Consider the following 22,495-nt stretch of genomic DNA (forward strand, 5'->3'; position numbering starts at 1 on the left):
ACCGGCGATGGACCGTGATCTGCTCAAAACGCAGAGCGAAAGTCACCCCGGAAACCCTCAATCAAAGCGCCAAAAAACTAAAATCATCAGACAAGCGCATCAACAAACAGTTCTTCGATCCCTCCAGTTTGTCGTGGCACACCCGGCGATTTCGTCTTTTTGTGCAGGCACCCGGAATACCGGTCAGCTCACGCAAAACCTGGCATGGTTCAGTCATCACATTCCAGAAAAGTTCTGGATCGACCTCAAGACCGAGCGCCTTCTGGCTGAAGATGCACCAACCCCTGTTGCAGCATAACGTATCGTCTGGAGAGGGGGTGGCACTGGTTGTCGCCCCCTCTCCAGATCTCCGTGACATTCATCTTTTTGCGATCTGTACGTTTTCTTTTCCAAATTCCATTTCGCACTATGGACAGTCAATCTGCTATATGTAACATAAATACCGTTATGTATTCTGGAATAAGCGTTATCTTTTGGAGTGACAGAACATAGCGTTATCGAGCTTCTTCCAAGGTCATCCATGCTTGTCATGGCCTTGAAGGTCTCAGGCGTTGTGAATGACTCTGAAAAGATAGCTCTCCCGGGATCTTGGTAATCTGCACGTTACAAACTGGGTATGGCCTTATGGATCTGGTTCTTGGAGTTGATGTTGGAACAGGGAGCGCCCGAGCAGGTCTCTTTACTCTTGATGGGGAAAAGAAGGCCTCTGCCGTCCAGCCGACATGTACATGGACGCCAGCCCCCAACTATGCCCAGCAGTCTTCCGCCAATATTTGGGAGGCTGTTTGTACCGCAACACGCGCGGCGCTTTCCAAACTCGATCAGCCCTATCGGATTGCAGGTATTGGCTTCGATGCAACCTGCTCTCTTGTCGTCCTTGATCCAGAAGGCCGTCCGTTATCTGTCGATCCTGAAGGTGCGGATGGGCAGGATATTATCCTGTGGGCCGATCATCGTGCCCTGAAGGAAACCACCGAAATCAATGCCGGTGGCTACGACGTCCTGCGTTATGTGGGAGGCAAAATCTCCCCGGAAATGGAAACGCCAAAGCTTCTTTGGCTCAAACGCAACCTGCCCGATATTTTCGCCAAAGCTGGGCATTTTTTCGATCTGCCGGATTTTCTGACATGGAGGGCTACGGGATCTCTCTCTCGCTCAGCATGTTCCACGGCCTGTAAATGGACCTATCTGGCTCATGAAGATCGTTGGGATGACACGTATTTCAAAGCCATTGGTCTTGAGGAACTGACAGAGAACAATTTTTCCCGGATTGGTTATGATATTCGTGCATTGGGCGGGATCGTTGGTGAAGGTCTGAGTGCTGAGGCCGCTGCTGAGCTAGGTCTTGAGCCCGGTATTCCTGTTGGAGTGTCTGCCATTGATGCGCATGCAGGTGGTATTGGCGTCTTCGGTATTGAAGCAGCGGGAGCGCTTTCAGATGATGTACTTGAGCGCTCAATTTCGCTAATCTGTGGCACGTCCAGCTGTCATATGGCAGCGTCCAAAGAAGCGCGATTTGTTCCGGGCGTCTGGGGGCCATACTGGAACGCCATGGTTCCTGACATGTGGCTCAATGAAGCGGGTCAGTCTGCAACTGGCGCGCTGATTGACTTTGTCATTTCCAAGCATGCTGCTGGTCCTGCCCTCAAGCAGGAAGCAGAACAGTCGGGTACAAACATATACGCCCTGCTGAACGATCGCGCGGATGCTCTTGAGCAGGGTAAACTTCCGGGAACGAGTACATCGAACCTTCATGTGCTCCCGGATTTCCATGGAAACCGCTCCCCACACGCTGATCCTGACCTAAAGGGTGTCGTGAGCGGGCTAAGCCTCTCAGCCAATACGGATGATCTGGCGAAGCTGTATCTCGCTACGCTGCAAGGTCTCGCATACGGCACCAAAGACATCATTGATGCGCTCAATGCTCAAGGCTACCGGATCGACACGATCCTCGCCACGGGGGGTAGCACCAAGAATCACGTTTTCCTGCGTGAGCATGCTAACGCAACAGGCTGTCGCATTCTCCTGCCCGAAGAGCCGGACTCCGTTCTTCTGGGGGCAGCCATACTTGGTGCCGTCGCCAGCGGCGAATACGCGGACCTTCGCACCGCCATGGCCCGGATGAGCCATGCCGGAACCGAAATCCTGCCTGATGAGCGCACTACCGCTTATCATTCAGCCAAACGTTCCATCTGCCATGACATGCTGAATAGCCAACTCGCATGGCGTCAGCAGATGCGGGACGTCCTCGAACCTGCCCCTTCTAACTGATCCTGCATCCTTTTTCGAAAGGTCTGAGTTTCATGTCCCGTCTAAAGTCACTCTGCGCCCTGACCCTTCTCTTGAGCGGTTCAGTTCTCTCCTCTGCTCATGCTGCTGGCACTCTGACAATCGCCACCGTGAATAACGGCGATATGATCGTCATGCGGCAGCTTTCCTCGGAATTCGAGAAAGCCCATCCGGATATTCATCTGAACTGGGTAACACTGGAAGAAAACGTCCTTCGCCAGCGTGTTACGACCGATATCGCCATGAAGACAGGGCAGTTCGACGTCGTGACCATTGGCAACTATGAAGTTCCCATCTGGGCCAAGCAGGGCTGGCTGACGGAACTCAAGCCGGATGCAGCCTATGACGTAAATGACGTTCTCCCATCTGTGCGTGACGCTCTGACGTCTGACGGCAAATTGTACGCCCTGCCCTTTTACGCAGAAAGCGTCATGACATATTACCGTAAGGATCTGTTCCAGAAGGCTGGCCTGACCATGCCAGCAGACCCGACTTACGACCAGATCCGCCAGTTTGCGGACAAGATCACGGACAAGTCCGGTCAGGCCTATGGCATCTGTTTGCGCGGCAAGCCGGGTTGGGGCGAGAACATGGCTTATGTCAGTTCACTGGCCAATACCTATGGCGCCCAGTGGTTTGATATGTCCTGGAAGCCTCTGTTGACGTCTGATGCCTGGAAGAAGGCGCTGACATGGTACGTTTCGGCGATGAAGGAAGATGGTCCTCCAGGCGCCACGTCCAATGGTTTCAACGAAAACCTCGCGCTGTTTGCGAGCGGCCATTGTGGAATCTGGATTGATTCCACCGTCGCTGGTGGTCTGCTGTTCGACCCGAAGCAGTCACAGGTGGCTGACAAGGTTGGTTTCGCACCGGCTCCCAAAGGTCCGTATGGCAAGGGCCCGACATGGCTGTGGGCCTGGAGCCTCGCCGTTCCGGTCAGTTCCCATCAGAGTGCCGATGCCCAGACCTTTATTACATGGGCGACGTCCAAGGATTACGTGAAGCTGGTTGCCGACCGTAAAGGATGGGTTGCTGTTCCTGCCGGCACGCGCGCATCCACCTATGCCACCCCTGAGTACCAGAAGGCTGCACCGTTCGCCTCTTTCGTGCTGAACGCCATCAAGACGGCTGATCCGAACGGACAGACGGCTCAGCCACGTCCTTACACCGGCGCACAATTCGTGGGCATCCCAGAGTTCCAGGCCATGGGAACGCAGGTCGGACAGACCGTTGCCGCTACACTCTCTGGTCAGATGACGGTCGATCAGGCTCTTGCGTCCGCACAGTCTTCCGTAACCCGTTCGCTGCGCCAGTCCGGCCGCGCCAGATAAGGCTCCAATGCCATGCAGGCCGTTGTCGAACATAGCCCCGCACCGGGAGCCTCCGCACAGAAGGGAAAAGGAGCAGGTTTTCTGCTTCTTTCTCCGGCTGTTCTGATTCTTCTGGTCTGGTCGCTTGTCCCGCTGGGGATGACCCTGTGGTACTCCCTCCTGAATTATAATCTTGTGGACCCGACGCTTCACGGCTTCGCAGGCTTCAGCAACTACTGGTACCTGTTAACCGATCCTGATTTCCTGCACTCCCTTCTGAACACATTCATTCTCGTGGCGGGCGTGCTGGTCATCAGTGTTGGTGGCGGGACACTTCTGGCCGTCCTGTATGATCAGGAGTTTTTCGGGCGCGGTATTGCCCGTGTGCTGGTGATTTCCCCGTTCTTCATCATGCCAACGGTCTCCGCCCTGCTTTGGAAGAACCTGATGCTGCACCCGATTTATGGCGTTTATTCCGCCATGATGCGGGCTGTCGGCCTCACACCGATCGACTGGCTGGCGAAGTTTCCGCTTCTGACAGTCATGATGATCGTTGCATGGGAGTGGCTGCCTTTCGCCGTGCTTATTCTCCTCACAGCCGTTCAGTCGCTGGACAGCGAGCAGAAAGAAGCCGCCCGTATGGATGGCGCAGGTCCTATCGCACGGTTCCGTCATATTATTCTGCCCCATCTGGGGCGTGCGATCAGTGTCGTGGTCATGATCGAGACGATCTACCTGCTGACGGTTTTCGCAGAAATATCTGTGACGACGGCTGGGGGCCCTGGCGTGGCGTCTACCAATCTGGCTTACCTGATTTACTCTCGCGCCCTGCTTCAGTTCGATGTGGGCGGTGCGTCTGCCGGTGGTATTATCGCCATCATCATCGCCAATATCGTTGCGGTCTTTCTCGTCCGTTCCGTTGCTCGCAATCTGGAGGTGTGAGATGGCCGTCAAAACGAAACGCAGTACTCGGATTGCCGTCACCCTTCTGGGATGGGGCATTGCTCTTTGGCTCTTTTTCCCGATTTTCTGGATGATTCTGACCGGCTTCAAGAGCGAAGTGGAAGCGGTATCAACGCCGCCAAAACTGTTCTTTGTGCCAACGCTCAGCAGCTATGCGGAAGTTTTCGAGCGTGCCAGTTACTGGCATTTTGCACTTAATACCGTCATCGTGTCAGTCGGTGCGACAGCGGGCGCCCTGTTACTGGCCATTCCGGCCGCATACTCGATGGCCTTCATGCCTTCAAAACGAACGCGCGGCACGCTGCTCTGGATGCTCTCGACCCGGATGCTGCCCCCGGTTGGCGTACTGGTTCCCATTTATCTCCTGGCCCGCAACACGCACCTTCTGGACACATGCACCGGTCTGGCAATCGTGGATATGCTCACGAACTTACCGATTATCGTCTGGATGCTGTTCACATTCTTCCGTGAAGTCCCGGCTCCCATTCTGGAAGCGGGCCGTATGGATGGCGCTACCCGCTGGCAGGAAATGACAATGGTCCTTCTGCCTCTGGCATTACCCGGCATTGCGTCCACGGCCCTGCTGTCGCTGATCCTCTGCTGGAACGAGGCCTTCTGGTCCCTGAACCTGACGTCTTCCAATGCTGCCCCGCTGACGGCTTTCATTGCCTCGTTCTCGTCCCCGGAAGGGCTGTTTTTCGGCAAGCTTTCCGCCGCCTCTACCCTCGCTGTGGCTCCCATTCTTGTTTTTGGCTGGATCAGCCAGAAGCAGCTTGTCCGCGGCCTGACATTCGGAGCCGTGAAGTGACCGACCTCTTCCTTCCTGCCGTTGCCCCCATGCTTGAAAACGGGATCTGACCCATGGCCACGCTTGAACTCAAGAACATCCGCAAGACGTATCTTACGGAAGAAATCATCAAGGGCATTTCCCTGTCGATCGAGAACCAGGAATTCGTGGTGTTCGTCGGGCCATCCGGCTGCGGTAAATCCACACTTCTGCGCATGATTGCTGGCCTCGAAGATATCACGTCTGGCGATCTGCTGATTGATGGTCAGCGCGTCAACGACGTGGAGCCCGGTAAGCGCGGTCTGGCGATGGTGTTCCAGTCCTATGCGCTCTATCCGCATATGAACGTCTACAAGAACATGGAATTTGGTCTGAAGCTTGCCGGGATGCCGGAGGCAGAGCGTCGGCAAAAGATCGAGCATGTCGCCCGCACGCTTCAGCTTGAGCCCTACCTGAACCATAAGCCGGGCCAGCTTTCAGGCGGGCAGCGTCAGCGTGTGGCCATCGGGCGCGCCATTGTGCGTAATCCCAAGGTGTTCCTGTTCGACGAACCGCTGTCCAATCTCGACGCCGCTCTGCGTGGCCAGATGCGTGTGGAGCTTTCGGCTCTTCATCGTAAACTTGGTGCCACGACGATCTACGTGACCCACGATCAGGTCGAAGCCATGACCATGGCTGACAAGATTGTCGTTCTTCAGAAGGGTGTTGTTGAGCAGATTGGTTCTCCGCTGGAACTGTACCATCACCCTCGCAACCTCTTCGTGGCGAAATTCATCGGCTCCCCTCCCATGAACTTCTTCTCCGCCATTTTCCAGGATGGCAACGGGGAAGGTTCCACGGTTCAGCTTCGGGACGGAACAGTCATGCATGTTCCAGTCGCCCCGCCCGGAATTCTGCCGGGCACCAAGCTCACGCTCGGTATCCGGCCTGAACATCTTGAACTCGCCGCCCCCGGCCCGAATAGCGGTATTGTCGAAGTTATCGAACGGCTGGGTGCGACCACACTCGTTCACGTTTGTCTGGAAGACGGTCAGGTCGTTGTTGTGCAGACGGATGGCTTTACAGACATCGAAGTCGAAACACGCGTTAGCCTGACTTTACCTCCTCAGTACTGTCACCTTTTTGCCCCCGATGGACTGGCCTTTGAAGCCTGTCGTCGTCATCCCCTCGCCGCCTGAACTCAGGAATACTTAAAATGTACATGGAAAAACTTCGTCTCGATGGCCGTACCGCAGTTGTGACCGGCGGTGCACAGAATATCGGCCTGGCCTGCGTGACGGCTCTGGCTGAAGCTGGGGCACGCGTTGTAATCGCGGATCTGGATGAGGCTCTGGCTGCAAAAGCTGCGGAGGAACTTCGTGGTGAAGGGCTGGATGTCAGCAGCATCCGTATGGATGTTACGAATACGGAAAGCGTCCAGACCGCTATCAAGACCGTGCATGAGCAGGAAGGTCATCTGGATATTCTGGTTGCCTGTGCCGGGATCTGTATTTCTGAAGTCAAAGCGGAGGACATGACGGACAGCCAGTGGCTCAAGCAGGTCGACATCAACCTGAATGGCATGTTCCGCTGCTGCCAGGCCGCAGGTCGCATTATGCTTGAGCAGAAGAAAGGGGCGATTGTTGCGATTGGCTCCATGTCCGGGCTGATTGTTAACCGCCCACAACAGCAGGCGGCTTACAATGCCTCCAAGGCGGGAGTGCATCAGTATATCCGCTCCCTGGCCGCGGAATGGGCGCCTCACGGCATCCGTGCCAACGCCGTTGCTCCAACCTATATCGAAACAACCCTGACGCGCTTCGGCATGGAAAAGCCGGAACTGTATGATGCCTGGATTGCAGGGACACCAATGGGGCGTGTAGGGCAGCCGGACGAAGTCGCTTCCGTCGTGCACTTTCTGGCTTCGGACGCTGCGAGCCTGATGACGGGTTCGATCGTCAACGTGGATGCTGGCTTTACTGTCTGGTAATCAACATTCGAAACACCGGGCCTGTCATCAGACCCGGATGTCTCAAGTCCGGCGACCCATCAACGGATCAGTCCGGCTTGGCCGTCCGGTCTCCACATGCCCGGCAACCTGTATATGCCCTGCTGTGCCGCCCTTGCGACGGGTGACCGTCAGATCATACCAGAAGTCACTTCCAGCAAGCGGATAAAAGCGGGATAGCTCCTGCCCAGGCTTTAGAAGAGCAGTCCAGTCAGTTGTCGCACCATAGGCGTCTTCAACGACCAGTTCCGCACCTTCCAACGCAATGCTTTTGAGAAACAGCGTCACGCCTTCCGTCTCTTCGCGAACACGGACCTGCAAATCTGAAATGTTTTTGCCAGAGCGGTAGAAACCGTTGGGTCCAGAAAGCGTGAAGTCATCATGCGGATGGAGCGAAATATTTAATGTGGCTCCCCCACCAACAGTATAATGACGTGACGGGCCTTGCCCTGAGAGGCGAAAAACTGCTCCCTTTACACCTGTGTTGTTGAGAACGATCTCGGCTTTCTCTGTGTTCACCATCAGGTCTGCTGCCAGATGATACGGAAGAGCACACGTCGCCCTCTGCCCTTCTTCCTGCCGTGGCAACGTCTGGTATTGCGGAACCAGAGGTGGAGGTAACATGCAGGACTTGCGGGTCTGTGGCATGTAATCGTCTGTATTGGGAAGATCGGCCTGCCAGCGTGTATCTTTGACGGAGAAGTCAAAAGCAGATGTCAGATCCCCGCAGACAGCACGCCGCCAGGGTGTGATGTTGGGAGCCTGAACACCGAAGCGCTTTTCAAGAAACATCAGAACAGACGTGTGGTCGAACACTTCCGAATTGACACGTCCGCCCTTGCTCCAGGGGGAAATGAGGATGGCAGGTACACGCGGTCCAAGACCTACAGGAACGCCATGATAGCTCTCACCGGTGACAGACACCGTGCTGTTCCCCTCGTTTCCTTCAAGTGCAGGAACCGGAGGCGGAACATGATCGAAAAAGCCGTCATTTTCATCATAGTTCAGGATGAAAACTGTTTTGGACCATACGTCTGGATAACGGACAAACACATCCATCAGGCGGGAAATCAGATGCTCGCCGTAGCCGGGCGGTGCGTTCGGGTGTTCAGAGAGCGCAGCAGCAGGCACGATCCAGGAGACCTGCGGCAATGTCCCTGCAGCCACATCCTTTTCAAATGCCTCGATCAGGAAGCGCCCTTCAGATGTCGCAGCATTTTCAGCCGTGGAGCCTTCAACAATCCGACGCCCCTGTTGATATTGCCAGGACTGCTCGGAAAGTTCCCGAAAAGCGGTAAACCCTGCCAGAGCGTTGTCTCCGAAATTGTCGTATTCCTGATAAACCTTCCAGGACACACCAGCTTTCTGAAGCTCTTCGGCGTAAGTCGTCCATTGAAAGGACTGAAATTTCGGATTGTCGTGGCGCATATCGGCCGAGACGTTCCCGTCATCGACGTTCTCGACCGCCTGCTTGCCATCATGTCCGACGCTTAATCCGTTTGTTCCGGAAAACAGAAAGAGCCTGTTTGGATTGGTCGGCCCAAAAATCGAGCAGTGATAGGCATCGCAGATCGTGAAGGCATCTGCGAGCGCGTAGTAATACGGAATATCCCGGCGCGTGAAATGGCCCATCGTCATGGCGGTCTTGTGCGGGATCCAGCAATCCCACTCGTTCCAGACTTTCTGGCTGCCCTTCCAGCTATGATCCAAGCTGGCGATGCAGGCGCTCGAAGTATGCACCGTGTTCATGCGGAACGGCAGAACCGTTGAACCCTTAGCAGTCTTTTGTGCGAAGACGGACGTTCCGTCGGGCTGCTGTGCGGCACGAGGGTCTCCATATCCCCGCACACCGCTCAGGCACCCAAAATAATGATCGAAAGAGCGGTTTTCCTGCATCAGGATCACCACATGCTCGACATCCTGAATGGTGCCTGTTTTCCGGTTGGCCGGAACCGCAAGAGCCTGTTGCAGATTACCGGGCAGTGTTCCGGCAGCCGCAAAAGCGGCTCCCAGTTCAAGAAATCTGCGTCGGCTGGAAAGCGGTCCGGTCATGTGCGGGTCCAATCAGTCGAAGTGCTTGCGAAGCGTGAAGAAGACCATGCGGGGTGCTGCGGCCTGAAGCGTCTGGAAGGTTCCGGATGGGTCGGAATTGACGAAGCCATTGCTTCCAACCGTCGCCACATATTTCTTATCAAAGAGATTCGTAACGTTGATCTGCGCATCCAGCCCCCGCAGGAACCAGTTCTGGCTCTGGAAGCGATAGCCAACATTCAGGTTAAAGACGGCGTTGGCTGGAACAGATGCATCATTGGTATAGGTGTAGTAACGTTTGTCCTGAAACTGCATCAGGACGTTCCCCCAGATTGCGCCGTCATCATAGCCAAGCTCTACGTTCGCAAGATTGGATGGCATCCCAACCGTGTGTCTGCCTTTGATGCGAGCCGACACAACACCATCCGCATACACATTGTCATCATACAGGGAGTTGTTGAAAGCATAGGACGCAAACAGCGACCAGTTCCGTGCAAATTTCCAGTTGGCCGCGACGTCTACACCGCGCGCCGTAACGCCGCCCACGTTGCTCAGAACCGAGGCATTGCCCTGAATACCGACGCCCTGGGTCACAGCCAGAAGACGGTTCTGGAACTCGACATAATACCCTGTGACGGAAGCCTGAAACGTCCGGTTATGGAAACGGTATCCAAGCTCTTCCGTGTTGGACATCTCGGGCTTCAGCTTCTTCTGAAGCACTTCAAAGCCAGCTGTCGTTGTGGAGAAAGGACCTGACGTCTGGGCGCTGTCAAAAGCGGCCATATTGCGCGCGTAGTCTGCGAAGATTTCGTTGTGCTGGTTGATGCGATAGTTCGCACCAATCTGCGGCAGAAAACCATTCGAGGCACTCAAAGAGCCGGATGGGTAGGTTGTTCCGGTCGGTGTCCCCATCAGATTGCCGCTCAGAGCACGAGCAGAGTTATCCACGATGAGAGATTTGAAGCCATAGGTGAGCTTCAGTGCTGGCATGATCTGCCATGTGTCGCCCAGATGAACCTGATATGTTTTGGTATTAAATGTGCTCTGCCACTGGGTGTAGAAAGAATTTCCCTGATACCAGTGAATGGATGACGGAGCCCCGCTGTCCTGAAGCGGGTAAAAACGACGGGCCTGCTCGAAATTGTTGTTTTCGAACCAGAAACCCCAGTCGATTGTGTGGTTTGCGATCTTGTACGTCAGGCCCCCGATAAAGCCTGCACGGTGGATGTCATATTCCGTGGTACGGGTCGTCAGCGGTGAGCCTCCCAGAGCCGCTGGCGTCGCGAGATAGGGTGTGACCCATGCGCCCTCACCCGTGTTGGTATGACCATATCCGGTCACGAAGCCTTTAAGACGGCTCGTGATATCAAAATCCAGGCGACCATAGCCCATGGCATCTTCACGCAGACCTGCTGCATTGTAATAGACCGTGTCCTGATTTTCGACACTGGATGGAAAGGCCGTTCCAGTCTGATAGGCCGTGGCAATCTGCTTGGCGAGAGCATAGTTACCTGTAATGTTGTCGAGCCTGTATCCGTATTTACTGATCTGGGCGAGCGAAAGATCCTGGTAATCGTTTTCCTTACGCTTTGACCAGTCCCCGAAAACCGTAAGTTTTACATGCTCTCCGAATGGCTGAATATACTTGGCATTGGCCTGATCCTGAACCTGAACACCATCGCCCTTCCACTTGTTGGCGTCCTGATGATTGTAGGACACGTAGAAGCGGCCACCGCCTTTGAGTTCGCCACTGTTGATACGGGCAAATGTACGCCAAGTTGACGCCGAGCCGATTGTTCCAGCCACATCTACACCGAATTTCTTGGTCGGATCTACGGATGTAAACTGCAACGCACCGCCCAGATCGTTCGATGCCGCTACACCCAGCGCACCCGCGCCCTGCGTCAGTGTCGAGGGGCCATTGTTTTCGGTCTCAAGAGCGCGACCGATAGAGAGACCGTTATCATTACCATAGGCCAGATTTCCCAAAGGAATGCCGTCCATCGTGAAGCCGAGGCGGCTCTGATCAAACCCGCGAATAACGATCTGCTGGGACCATTCATAGGATCCCAGGGGGTCAGACGACGTGAACATGACGCCTGGCAGCTTGGACAAAGTCTTGAATGGGCTTGTTCCTGGCGTCATTTCCTGAATGGCCCTGCGGGAAATGGTCTGCGTCTCACGAGCGGCGCCTGCCCCAAGAACAACGACGGATTCTGCGGATGCCGCTTCAGTGGATTGCGGCGCGCTCTTTTTGGCAGATACTTTTCTAGCCTGTGTATTGTGCGACTTGGCCTTTAGCGGGGAATGACTGGAAGCTGCATCGTTTGCAAACACAGTCTGAGGAACTGAGAGAGCGACAATTCCGCTCAAACAGGTCGTCAGGGCAAGTATCATCTTCATTCTTGTGTGTTCCCGCTAGGGCGCAAATCGGCCCGTGAATTTGCGAAAACGTTATGAAGGCGTTTCCTTTCTGTCGTGTTATCGTTTCAAGACATTGAAACATGGTTTTCACATTTGATACGGCCAACAAAAAAGGCCCGCCGAGAGGCGAGCCTTTTTCGATCTTAAAACAATTTTTTTGATGGTCGTTCAGGCAAGAATGTAGAACAGAATCGCCGAAACCGTAATTGTGACAGGCAGGGTAAAGAGCCACGCCAGAGCAATCTTGGTCAGCATGTGCATGTTGATGCCCGACCCGGAAGCCACCATCGTTCCTGCAACACCAGACGTGATGATGTGCGTTGTGGACACCGGCAGGCCCGTATAGCCAGCCGTCATGATCAAGCCTGCCCCGACAACTTCGGAGGCTGCACCCTGCGCAGGGTTGAGGTGAGCTTTTCCAATTCCCTCACCCAGCGTCTGAACGATACGGCGATATCCGATCATCGTTCCAACACCAAGGCAAAGCGCACTGAGCAGACGAACCCAGAATGGGGCATATTCCACCGTCGGACGTAGCTTCTTGGCGAGTGCTGCCGCTTCTTTTTTCTGCGCATCTGAAGCAGCAGGGTTAGACGTGACCGAACGCAACCCGGACAAAACCTGATAGATGTCTCCCCGCGTCTCAGCTGGGCTTGCGTGGATTTCCGCACCTTTTTCAAGACGATCAATAGACGCTAATGCATCTGCCTTGAACGAGTAGCGATCAAACTCTGACACCAGAGGGCGCGCCGCCTGAACGTCTTGACGAATGACGTCGTACTGTACCGGAACCTGCGGGTTCAGGGCAAATGCAGCAGGCATCAGACCAATGATGGTCAGCATGATGAGGCCAATGCTCTTCTGCCCATCATTGTTACCATGCGAGAAACTGACCAGCGTGCAAGTCGTGATCAGCAGTGCTCGCACAATCGGGTTGGGTTTGTGGTGTGGCTCGGGGCGTTGATAAAGCGCCGGCAGATGCACAAACTTCCGGATGAGCAGGAACAGGATACCTGCACCAATGAAGCCAAGTGGTGGTGAAACAGCGAGTGTCGTCAGAACTTTCCAGATCTGGTTCCAGTCCACGCTATGTCCCAGGTCACGGGCATGAAGAAAGGAGTCTCCAATCGCAATGCCGACAAGCGAGCCGATCACGCAATGGGAAGACGAATTCGGGATGCCAAACCACCAGGTCAGCAGGTTCCAGGCCAAGGCGGTACCGAACAGAGCCACCAGCATTGGAACGGCAGGATTTCCGTTGGGTGGGGAAAGTACATCCGGGGGGAGGAGTTCAACCAGCGTGTAAGCCACGGCAATACCGCCGAGGAGCACACCCAGAAGATTCATCAGACCGGACCAGACGACCGCGACCTTGGGCTTGAGAGAATTGGTGTAAATGACCGTTGCAACGGCATTTGCCGTGTCATGGAAGCCATTGGCAAATTCAAACACGCAGACCAGCAGAAAGCACAGTCCAAGCGCGATGATTGACCAGATAGACTCTGGGGCGAAGTGCAGCATTCAGGTGTTTGCCAAAGACTGCCTGAGCGTCTTTCATGAAAGTTTCATCAGGGGGAATTATTTCCATCATTTAATGGAACAATCACATTTCTTTCTCATGCCTTGAGGTAAGAGACGAATGGCTCTGTCGCCTGCTTCACACAAAAGGCTATCCGATGAACCAGCCCGAAAAAAAGCAGCCCCATGAACTATGGCGTGAGACACTCATGTCTGCCTGGAACAACAAACCCCAACCAGAGAAAATCTCTGGCTTCCATGTTGTTTTTGCCGGTACAGAACGGGCAGATAGACGCCCCGCTTCCTATTCCTCAAGAGATGCTAGATTTCCGCCTGCATGACTTTTCGCGCCACTCTCCTTCTTTCTGCCCTCACGCCTTTTCTGCTGGCTTCAGCCCATGCAGAAGACGCTCCTCAGAAAACAGAAACCGCGACGCCTATTCGGCACCTGGTGGTGATCTATCAGGAAAATGTCTCCTTTGATCACTACTTTGGTACATATCCATCTGCCGTAAACCCACCAGGTGAACCGACATTTCAGGCGCGCTCCAATACACCACGCGCCAATACGCTCGTCACCGCTGATCTTTTGCTGAAGAACCCGAATACACGTGCGGAAAACGGAAAAGACGCGTCACTGCCGTTTCGACTGGATCGCACTCAGGCCAGCACGGCGGATCAGAACCATGCTTACAGCGCCGAACAGCAGGCGTATCATCACGGTCTGGCCGATCTGTTTCCGCGTTATACAGGGCGTGGGACACCCGGTGGCGTAGGTGCTTTTTCAACCCGTGGGCAGGTTATGGGGTATTTTGACGGCAACACCGTCACGGCCTTCTGGAATTATGCGCAGAACTTCGCCATGAGTGATGCGGCTTATACCGATACATACGGTCCATCCACACCGGGTGCGCTCGAAGTCGTGTCAGGCCAGACGAACGGCATGACGATCGTGAAGTCCGCACAAAAGCGTTCCACACCCGAGGTCCAGTCTCCGTTCATCCCGGATGGTCAAGGTGGCTGGACTATGGTTAACGACATTGACCCGGCTGGAGATGTCTGCTCTGTCCCGACCGAACAGGTCATGATGACAAGCCGCAATATTGGAGACCTTCTGAACCAGCAGCATGTCAGTTGGGGAGGATTCATGGGAGGTTTTGATCTGACTGTCCGTAATCCTGATGGAACGACGGGCTGCAAACGCCAGACCTACTCCACAATCGTGGCGCAGAACATTCCTGACTATATTCCCCATCACAACTGGTTCCAGTATTACGCGAGCACGGCCAATCCGACCCATGCGCGCCCTTCATCATCGGATGTCATAGGCCAGACTTTTCAGAAAGATGGGATTCATAAAGACCCGGCCAATCATCAGTATGATCTGAAAGATTTTTACGTGACTGTCAGGGCTGGTCATCTTCCGGCAGTATCGTTTCTCAAGATGCCTGCTCTTCAGGATGGACATGCCGGGTACTCGGACCCTCTGGATGAGCAACGCGGTGTCGTCAGTGTGATCAATCTGATCCAGCACAGTCCGGACTGGCGGGATACGGCCATTATCATCGCTTACGATGATTCGGATGGTTGGTACGATCATGCCTATGTCACACCCACCCACGGCTCTTATGACAACCCGGCCGATCAACTGGATGGTCCAGGCCGTTGCGGAACGGCTCCGGCTCCGACTGGGGTCTCTGGCCAGCCTGTAAACGGTCGATGTGGCCCAGGGACACGGACCCCGCTGATCGTAATCTCGCCATGGGCCAAGACCAACTTCATCAGCCATGTTCAGATCACGCAAAGTTCGATTACGCGCTTCATCGAGGACAACTGGCTCCATGGTCAGCGCCTTGGCCAAGGGTCTTTCGACGCAGATGCCGCAGACCTGACGGACCTGTTCGATTTCGGTCGTCAGCCACGTCTGTCTCCTGTTTTCCTGAATCCTGAGACGGGCGAGCCTGCCTCGCAGCTACCCGCGTCCCCGCTTTGATCTCACGAACAGTCTGGGAGGCCCTCTGTTTTGGACTCCTTCTGGGCCTGCTTTTACCCGAACAACTCCGGGCTCAGGATTGCCTGTCGACAGCAGATGGCAGCAATCCTTGCCCTGTTTCCCTGAAACGGCCCGGAATAGAGCCATTGTCAGAAATGGCCCTGATAGGGCGGGATATCTTTTACGATCCACTTCTTTCTGGTTCTGGCCGTCTGTCCTGCGCATCCTGTCACGACCCTCGTCACCATTACGGCCCTTCAAATAATCAATCCGTTTTCATGGGTGGAAAAGACCTGAAAAGCGCTGGCAGACGCGCCATCCCGTCTCTCGCCTATCTGGAGCATGTACCCAATTTCAGCATCGGACCTGATAATCCGGAAAGCGAGACTGCCCCTGTCCTGCCCTCTGCTGGCGCAAGCGCCTCACACGCCGCTAAAAGTGCAATCGCCAGTTCCGCGACGGCTATTGTTCCGCAGGGTGGTCTTTTCTGGGATGGACGCGCTGATACCCTTCAGCAGCAGGCGTCCGGCCCACTTTTTGATCCGGCAGAGATGGCTTCTACGTCGTCAATCGCCCGTAACCGGATTGAAAACGCTCCTTATACTAAGCGTCTCAAAGCTCTCGCAGGCCCAGCTGCCGAAACATCACCAGATTTGCTTGTCTCTGAAGCCCTGTTCGCTCTGGCACGCTACCAGATCGAGGAGCCGTCTTTTCATCCCTACAATAGCAAGTTCGATGCGTGGCTTGAGGGGAAGACCCGGTTTACACCGCAGGAAAGCGCAGGATATCGTCTTTTCAACGATCCCATGAAGGGCAACTGCGCCGCGTGCCATCTGGATCGACCTCTTTCGGGAAATCTGCCACCGCTGTTGACGGACCGCCAATACGAAGCCCTTGGTGCTCCACGCAATATGGCTCTCATGGGACCATATGAGAACGGTCATTTTGATCTTGGGCTGTGCGAAGCCATGCCCGGAGGAGCGGAACAGTCAGGCGCTTATTGTGGAATGTTCGCCACCCCAACACTCCGGAACGTGGCAGATCGCAAGGTCTTTTTCCACAATGGCGTTTTTCATGATCTCCGACGGGTTCTGGATTTCTACGTTCTGAGAGACATTCAGCCGGAGCTATTTTATAGCCGTGATACACACGGACGTGTTCGGAAAGCGGATGATCTACCGGCGCAGTATCAATCAAACCTTGATCGAACCGATGCCCCAATGGATCGCAAACCGGGCGATCAGCCAGCACTGACGCCCGAGGAGCGGACGGCTATCATCCGCTTCCTGGAAACTTTAACGGACGGGTGGCCTCCCACCCGCCCGTAAGTTTTTACTTCTGGCTGTCAGCTGTCAGACCACGATGAGCCAGCATCGGTTCAATATCCGGTGCCTTGCCATAGAAGGCTTCAAACATCGGCCCGTAATCCATGGTGTGACCCTTGGACAGGATCATGTCACGGAAGCGCTGGCCGTTTTCACGCGTCAGGCCACCATGCTGCGTGAACCAGGCAAACACGTCCTGATCCAGCATTTCCGTCCACAGATAAGCGTAATAACCAGCCGAATATCCATTGGACCAGATATGCAGGAAATAGCTGGACCGGTACCGCGGAGGGACGTTCGCCACATCAAGACCCATGCTGTTCAGAGCATCGGCTTCGAACTTGTCCGCATCCTGACGCGGAGCGCTTGCCGGAAGGGCATGCCACTTCATGTCCAGTTCAGCCGCAGCAACAATTTCGCCCAGAGCATAGCCTTGGTTGAACTTGGCGGCTTTCTTGATCTTGTCGACCAATGCCTGTGGCATAGGCGCGCCCGTTTTATAGTGACGGGCGTAATGCGCCAGGACCTTCGGGTCCAGCGCCCAGTTTTCATTGAACTGGGACGGGAACTCCACGAAGTCACGGGCAACATTCGTACCGGACAACGTCGGGTACGTCTGGCTTGCGAACAGACCATGTAGCGCATGACCGAACTCATGGAACATGGTCGTCACATCATCAGACGTAATGAGCTGTGGCTGGCCTGGCGCGGCCTTTGTGAAGTTTGCCACGTTGTAGATGACGGGCTTTGTGCCAAGGAGCGTGGACTGGCCAACAAAGTTGGACATCCAGGCGCCCCCGGATTTCGTGTCGCGCTTGAAGTAATCGAAATACATCAGGCCAAGCTGTGAGCCGTCCTTGTCGAAGACCTCGAACACCATAACGTCCGGGTTATAGACTGGAATATCTGTAACCTGCTTGAATGTGACCCCGTAAAGCTGGTTGGCCGCGAAGAACACACCGTCTGTCAGAACCGTCTTGAGTTCGAAGTATGGCTTCACATCATCCTGGTTCAGCGCATATTTCTCGCGGCGTACCTGCTCCGCGTAACGGTTCCAGTCCCAGGGCTTCAGCGTGAAGTTTTCGCCATCACGATGGATTGCGTCCTGAAGAACGGCACCTTCCCGCTTCTGCTCGGCCGCCACGGCCGGAACGAGCTTTTGCATGAAGCCTTCGGCCGCTTCGGGCGTCTTGGCCATCTGGTCATACAGCGTATAGGCGGCGAAGCTTGGATAGCCGAACAGCGCAGCTTTCTGGGCGCGTAGCTGGGCCAGTTCGGAAATCGTGGCGCGGGTGTCGTTCTTGTCACCCTTCTCCGCACGGTTCCAGCTCTGTTCGAACAGGGCCTGACGGGTTTCGCGCTTGCTCAGATTTTCAAGAGCGGGCTGCTGGGTCGTGTTCTGAAGCGGGAGAACCCATTTGCCGGTCAGCTTGCGGCTTTCCGCGTCCTTCTGAGCCGAGGCGATGGCCCCATCATCAAGACCGGCCAATGCATCCTTGCTGTCAACGACAAGGGCGCCGTCTTTCGCAGCGGCGATCAGCTTCTGCTGATAGACGGACTCAAGATTGGCCAGCTTGGTGTTGATGGCGCGCAGCTTGACCTTGTCGGCCTTGGACAGTTCTGCGCCAGCATGAACGAACTGCTGGTAATACACATCCAGAAGCTGCGCCTGTTCGGCATTCAGGTTCAGGCTGTCGCGGGTATCATGCAGTTTCTTGACGCGCGCAAACAGACGCTCGTTAAGATAGATCTCATCTTCATGCTGGGACAGGCGCGGCGCTTCGCGGCTCTCAACCTTGTCCAGCTCTGCATCACTATTCGCCTGATAAACGCCAAAGAACGTTTCCTGCACCCGGTCCAGCAGACGGCCGGCCTTTTCCATCGCCACGATCGTGTTGTCGAACGTGGGGGCAGCCTTGTTGTTCGCAATGGCCGTAATTTCGCGCAGATGATCGGCCATGCCCCGCTCGAAAGCGGGCGCGTAGTCACTATCCTTGATCAGATCGAAGCGTGGGGCCTGATAAGGGAGCGTGCTGGCCGTGAAGAACGGATTGGCCGCAGCAGCGTGTGCCTCAGTTCCGGCGAGAGAAACCATAGACAGGGCAAAAGCAGCCCTTACCCAGAGGTTGGAAGTCATTGAAACATCCTGAAAGTCTTACGTTACCGCGACTGTATGGGAGAAGCCGCGCAACGTACAACCCTCTGTTTCGTCAGCCGGTTACGGGAATAGACGGGCCGCCCAGTCTTCCACGCTGTCGCCGCTACTGAATGCTGCATCAATCAACCCATCCACCATAAAGGTAGGAGACACATGAATACCGTTCTGGCGAGCATATTTCGCATGCCATTTCACGGCTTTCGTGACGTCTTCGAGAAGAAAGGCCTCAGCAAGGGCGACCCCGCTATAAGCCTCAAGACGTTCAAGAATTTCTGCTGGAGTGGCATCCATGTTCGGGCCAGAACAATGATCAGTGAACTCGAACTCTTCCCGATGGTCTGCCACGGCAAGGAGGACGTCATGTGCTCTGTTCCGACCCTGCTCCAGAGTGGATGCTGCAAGAATGGCGCGGATGATCACGCCGGAAAACATGTGCCATGGCTGGGACTGAAGCCGGATGTGAACTGTCAGATTTTCGTGCCCCACCTTTTCAAGAAGCAAAGGAACTTTACGGAGCGCCTTGACCGAAAACGGACATGTCGGTTCCAGGAAGATCTCAAATATTCTCGTGCCTGTTCCCCATGTCAGTGCGGACAGATGTGCCATCATGTCTTTCTTTCTCAATCGTCCAAACGGACCTTGCGATTGCGTTTGATCCCCGCCCGGCGAGACTTTCCGTCCATTCGTCTTTGACGGGCCGCCTTGCCCGGTCGGGTTGGAACGCGGAAGACCTGCCGATGAGCGGCCTCCCGGATCATGGCTGCCAAACGTTCGATAACGTCTTCCCGATTGCGAAGCTGCGTGCGGAAGCGTCGCCCTGTCAACACGATTTCTCCGTCCCGGGTTGCGCGACTGCCTGCAATTTCAAGCAGACGCGTCCGTACACGCTCTGACAGTGCCGGAGAGTTTGCGGCGTCAAACCGAAGTTGCGCTGCTGTTGCAACTTTGTTGACGTTCTGGCCACCTGGGCCAGACGCAAGGATATAGGTCACTCTTAGATCTTCGTCTTTGAGGATCAGACCGGGCATGACTTCAACACTCATGCATGCGTTCCTACACGAGGCGGTCTCTCCCAGGAAATACCTATCGACTGGGGCGTCCGTTATTCTGTTGTTGCCAGACACGGGGAGACATTCCGAACCATCGTCGAAAAGCCCGGCTGAAGGCACTTGTTTCGGTGTAGCCCAGAAGAATGGCGATTTCGCTGATGTCTCTATTGGCTTCCGTCAGAAGGCGAATGGCGTCAATCTGACGGACTTCATCCAGTAAAGCAGAGTAGGAAAGCCCTAGCTGCCCCAGCCGACGCTGCAACGTCCAGGGAGAGAGGGTAAGTTTCTCCGCGATTTCCCAGAACTCACAGCCCCCATGCGGCAGGCAGCTCCTGATCTGCATGATGACCTGCTGCCTTAGAGACGGCGCCTGTTCTGACTTCGCATTCTCAGGGCCCCGGGCCAATGTTACCAGAGAAGATTTCATGATCTGCAACAGGCCAGCATCTGCTCTCGGCATCCGTGTCTCCAGCCTATCTCTCCGGAAGATCAGCGCATTTCGTCCTGCCGCAAAACGGATATCTGACTGAAACGCGTCGCGGTGTTCTCCCGCCTGCTCCGGCTGATCGTGGGCGAACAGAACAGCCTGAGGGGTCCAGGCTGGCCCCAATCCTGTTCGGAGGATATTTGCAAACATGCCCATCGTCAGTTCGGCATCATGGCGACGGTGTTGAATGGTCGGGTCAGTGATCATGTAGTCGAGCTGAAACGTCTCGGCGGTTTCGGTTAGACATGTCACAGTAGAAGCCTGATGATACCCGAAATAGGCAGCCAGATTGCGGACTGCCTGCTCGACGGTATCTGAACACAGGGCGATGTAGCCGATGAGGCCAAGTTGGTGGGGTTTGAACTGCTGGCCAAAGTGCAAACCGATATTTCCATTGCGCGTCTCTGTTTCGGCTTCGGTAAACAGACGACAATAAGACGCAAGGTTCAAAGTATCGGTGGGCAAGGCAAACTGTTGCGTGGAAAGGCCGGAACGTCCGGCAATCCGCTCCATGTCTCCCCCTTGGGATGTCAGAAAATCTTCTACTCCTGCTGCGGCTGCGGCAAGAACATGGGCTTCTGACTTAGAAGACTTTGAAAAGGATGGCATTGCATCTTCACGTTGCTGCTCACTCAACGCAGAGTGTTGGGCGTATTGTTGTCAAATGTCAAAATCTTGTCGTTTGTCGTCAAGTCACAATCAATCCGAAAGAGATATAATTGCGGTAACGGACAAAACTTTGAGCATCTCCTGATGGAGTTCGAACAGGTCAGTGAAGCAGGATTGTGACCATGGCTTACGGATACACCCTGAGAGGGGAACGGTATATATTCGACGACCTGAAAACCCTGATGGCCAAGGCTTCTCCCACGCGGTCCGGTGACGATCTCGCGGGACTTTCCGCCAGTTCGGATGCTCAGAGAATTGCTGCACGCTACGCTCTGGCCGACCTCCCGCTCACCACGTTCCTGCAGGAAGTGCTCATCCCCTACGAGGCAGATGATGTCACGCGTTTGATTGTGGATACACATGATGCTCAGGCGTTTTCGCCTGTGGCGTCGCTGACCGTTGGTGGTTTCCGGGACTGGTTGTTGTCCGATGAGGCCTCATCAGAAGCGCTGTCTTCCATCGCTGCCGGGATCACGCCTGAAATGGCGGCCGCTGTCAGCAAGATCATGCGCAATCAGGATCTCATGACGGTCTCCCGCAAGATCCGGGTCATTACGAAGTTTCGGAACACTATTGGTCTGGAAGGCTGTCTGGCGACGCGTCTTCAACCCAATCACCCGACAGATGATCTGAAGGGAATTGCAGCGTCAACTCTGGACGGTCTTCTGCGCGGGATGGGGGATGCCGTCATCGGCATTAATCCCGCGACTGACAGCGTGTCGAATGGTCTCGCCCTTCTGGAGATGCTCGACCATGCTCGTCAGCGTTACGAAATCCCGACCCAGACCTGCGTTCTGACACACGTTACAAACACGATCGAGATCATGAACCGTGGCGGCGCGGTCGATCTGGTCTTTCAGTCCATTGCGGGGACACAGAAAGCCAATGAGGGCTTTGGCGTCAGTCTCGGGATTCTGAAAGAAGCTCATGAGGCAGCGCTGGCTCTCAATCGTGGCACTCTTGGCAATAATGTCATGTATTTTGAGACGGGTCAGGGCGCTGCGCTGTCCGCCGAAGCTCATCACGGTGTTGACCAGCAGACCGTGGAAGCCCGAGCCTACGCCGTAGCACGGGCTTATAACCCCCTGCTGGTGAATACGGTCGTGGGCTTTATCGGCCCTGAATATCTTTATGACGGCAAGCAGATCATCCGGGCCGCGCTGGAAGATCATTTCTGCGCCAAACTGCTCGGCGTGCCGATGGGCTGTGATGCCTGTTACACCAACCACGCCGAAGCAGATCAGGATGATATGGATAACCTGATGGTCCTTCTGGGGGCAGCAGGCATCACGTTCCTGATCGGGGTTCCGGGTGCGGATGACATCATGCTCAACTACCAGAGCCTGTCCTTCCACGACCTTCTGAGTCTTCGCAAACTTCTGAACCTGAAACCAGCGCCGGAATTTGCGGGCTGGCTGGAGCGGATGGGTCTGTATGATGCGCGGAACGACAGGGTTCTCGACGTCCCTCCCGGACAGACACTTCTGGGGCAGATGGTGCGCTGA

General features: G+C 55.1%; 16 protein-coding genes and 1 pseudogene. 10 read left to right on the plus strand and 7 right to left on the minus strand.

The window, feature by feature from the left end:
* From J4P41_RS09655 to J4P41_RS09685, 7 genes and pseudogenes are all read left to right on the plus strand, one after another.
* Positions 1–298: pseudogene (locus tag J4P41_RS09655) on the plus strand (hypothetical protein); the annotation flags it as partial.
* A 326-nt stretch (positions 299–624) separates the two neighbouring features.
* The gene (locus tag J4P41_RS09660; protein WP_426066934.1) at positions 625–2,271 is read left to right on the plus strand and encodes an FGGY-family carbohydrate kinase; all 1,647 of its coding nucleotides are present in this window, start codon (positions 625–627) and stop codon (positions 2,269–2,271) included.
* A gap of 32 nt (positions 2,272–2,303) precedes the next feature.
* The gene (locus J4P41_RS09665) at positions 2,304–3,620 is read left to right on the plus strand and encodes an ABC transporter substrate-binding protein (RefSeq protein ID WP_426066935.1); all 1,317 of its coding nucleotides are present in this window, start codon (positions 2,304–2,306) and stop codon (positions 3,618–3,620) included.
* Positions 3,621–3,632: 12 nt separating this feature from the next.
* Positions 3,633–4,541 (plus strand): carbohydrate ABC transporter permease, encoded by a 909-nt coding sequence (locus J4P41_RS09670; protein ID WP_062024792.1) that lies wholly within the window; start codon positions 3,633–3,635, stop codon positions 4,539–4,541.
* A 1-nt stretch (position 4,542) separates the two neighbouring features.
* Complete coding sequence (locus J4P41_RS09675; protein WP_426066936.1) at positions 4,543–5,370, plus strand: carbohydrate ABC transporter permease; 828 nt, start codon at positions 4,543–4,545, stop codon at positions 5,368–5,370.
* Positions 5,371–5,423: 53 nt separating this feature from the next.
* On the plus strand, positions 5,424–6,527 hold the full coding sequence (locus J4P41_RS09680; protein WP_426066937.1) for an ABC transporter ATP-binding protein: 1,104 nt from the start codon (positions 5,424–5,426) through the stop codon (positions 6,525–6,527).
* 17 nt (positions 6,528–6,544) lie between these two features.
* Complete coding sequence (locus J4P41_RS09685) at positions 6,545–7,318, plus strand: SDR family NAD(P)-dependent oxidoreductase (protein WP_061930817.1); 774 nt, start codon at positions 6,545–6,547, stop codon at positions 7,316–7,318.
* Positions 7,319–7,360: 42 nt separating this feature from the next.
* Here the strand turns inward: J4P41_RS09685 and J4P41_RS09690 are convergent, their stop codons facing one another.
* From J4P41_RS09690 to J4P41_RS09700, 3 genes are all read right to left on the minus strand, one after another.
* Positions 7,361–9,388, minus strand: coding sequence for a phosphocholine-specific phospholipase C (locus J4P41_RS09690; RefSeq protein ID WP_426066939.1), 2,028 nt, complete (start codon positions 9,386–9,388; stop codon positions 7,361–7,363).
* Between the two features lie 12 nt (positions 9,389–9,400).
* On the minus strand, positions 9,401–11,770 hold the full coding sequence (locus tag J4P41_RS09695; protein ID WP_426066941.1) for a TonB-dependent receptor: 2,370 nt from the start codon (positions 11,768–11,770) through the stop codon (positions 9,401–9,403).
* Between the two features lie 189 nt (positions 11,771–11,959).
* Entirely contained in the window at positions 11,960–13,312 is a 1,353-nt protein-coding gene (locus tag J4P41_RS09700) for an inorganic phosphate transporter (RefSeq protein ID WP_426066943.1), read from the minus strand.
* 334 nt (positions 13,313–13,646) lie between these two features.
* Here J4P41_RS09700 and J4P41_RS09705 point away from each other — a divergent pair, with 334 nt between their 5' ends.
* A complete protein-coding gene (locus J4P41_RS09705) occupies positions 13,647–15,302 on the plus strand; it encodes a phospholipase C (RefSeq protein ID WP_426066945.1) in 1,656 nt (551 codons plus the stop codon).
* Between the two features lie 155 nt (positions 15,303–15,457).
* The gene (locus J4P41_RS09710; RefSeq protein WP_426066947.1) at positions 15,458–16,630 is read left to right on the plus strand and encodes a cytochrome-c peroxidase; all 1,173 of its coding nucleotides are present in this window, start codon (positions 15,458–15,460) and stop codon (positions 16,628–16,630) included.
* 4 nt (positions 16,631–16,634) lie between these two features.
* Here J4P41_RS09710 and J4P41_RS09715 read toward each other — a convergent pair whose 3' ends face one another.
* The 4 genes from J4P41_RS09715 to qhpR all read right to left on the minus strand — a co-directional run bounded on the left by J4P41_RS09715 (position 16,635) and on the right by qhpR (position 20,930).
* Positions 16,635–18,764 carry a M3 family metallopeptidase gene (locus tag J4P41_RS09715; protein ID WP_426066948.1) on the minus strand — a complete coding sequence of 710 codons (2,130 nt, stop codon included), beginning with the start codon at positions 18,762–18,764 and terminating at the stop codon, positions 16,635–16,637.
* A gap of 81 nt (positions 18,765–18,845) precedes the next feature.
* On the minus strand, positions 18,846–19,391 hold the full coding sequence (locus J4P41_RS09720) for a DsbA family protein (RefSeq protein WP_426067060.1): 546 nt from the start codon (positions 19,389–19,391) through the stop codon (positions 18,846–18,848).
* 14 nt (positions 19,392–19,405) lie between these two features.
* Entirely contained in the window at positions 19,406–19,828 is a 423-nt protein-coding gene (gene arfB, locus J4P41_RS09725; RefSeq protein WP_426066949.1) for an alternative ribosome rescue aminoacyl-tRNA hydrolase ArfB, read from the minus strand.
* Positions 19,829–19,868: 40 nt separating this feature from the next.
* Entirely contained in the window at positions 19,869–20,930 is a 1,062-nt protein-coding gene (gene qhpR, locus J4P41_RS09730; RefSeq protein WP_426066951.1) for an AraC-like transcriptional regulator QhpR, read from the minus strand.
* Between the two features lie 182 nt (positions 20,931–21,112).
* On the opposite strand from qhpR, the gene J4P41_RS09735 reads away from it, so the two are divergent.
* A complete protein-coding gene (locus tag J4P41_RS09735; protein WP_426066953.1) occupies positions 21,113–22,495 on the plus strand; it encodes an ethanolamine ammonia-lyase subunit EutB in 1,383 nt (460 codons plus the stop codon).

It is taken from the genome of Gluconobacter sp. NFX36 (assembly GCF_049887835.1).
GTDB classification, from domain to species: domain Bacteria; phylum Pseudomonadota; class Alphaproteobacteria; order Acetobacterales; family Acetobacteraceae; genus Gluconobacter; species Gluconobacter japonicus_A.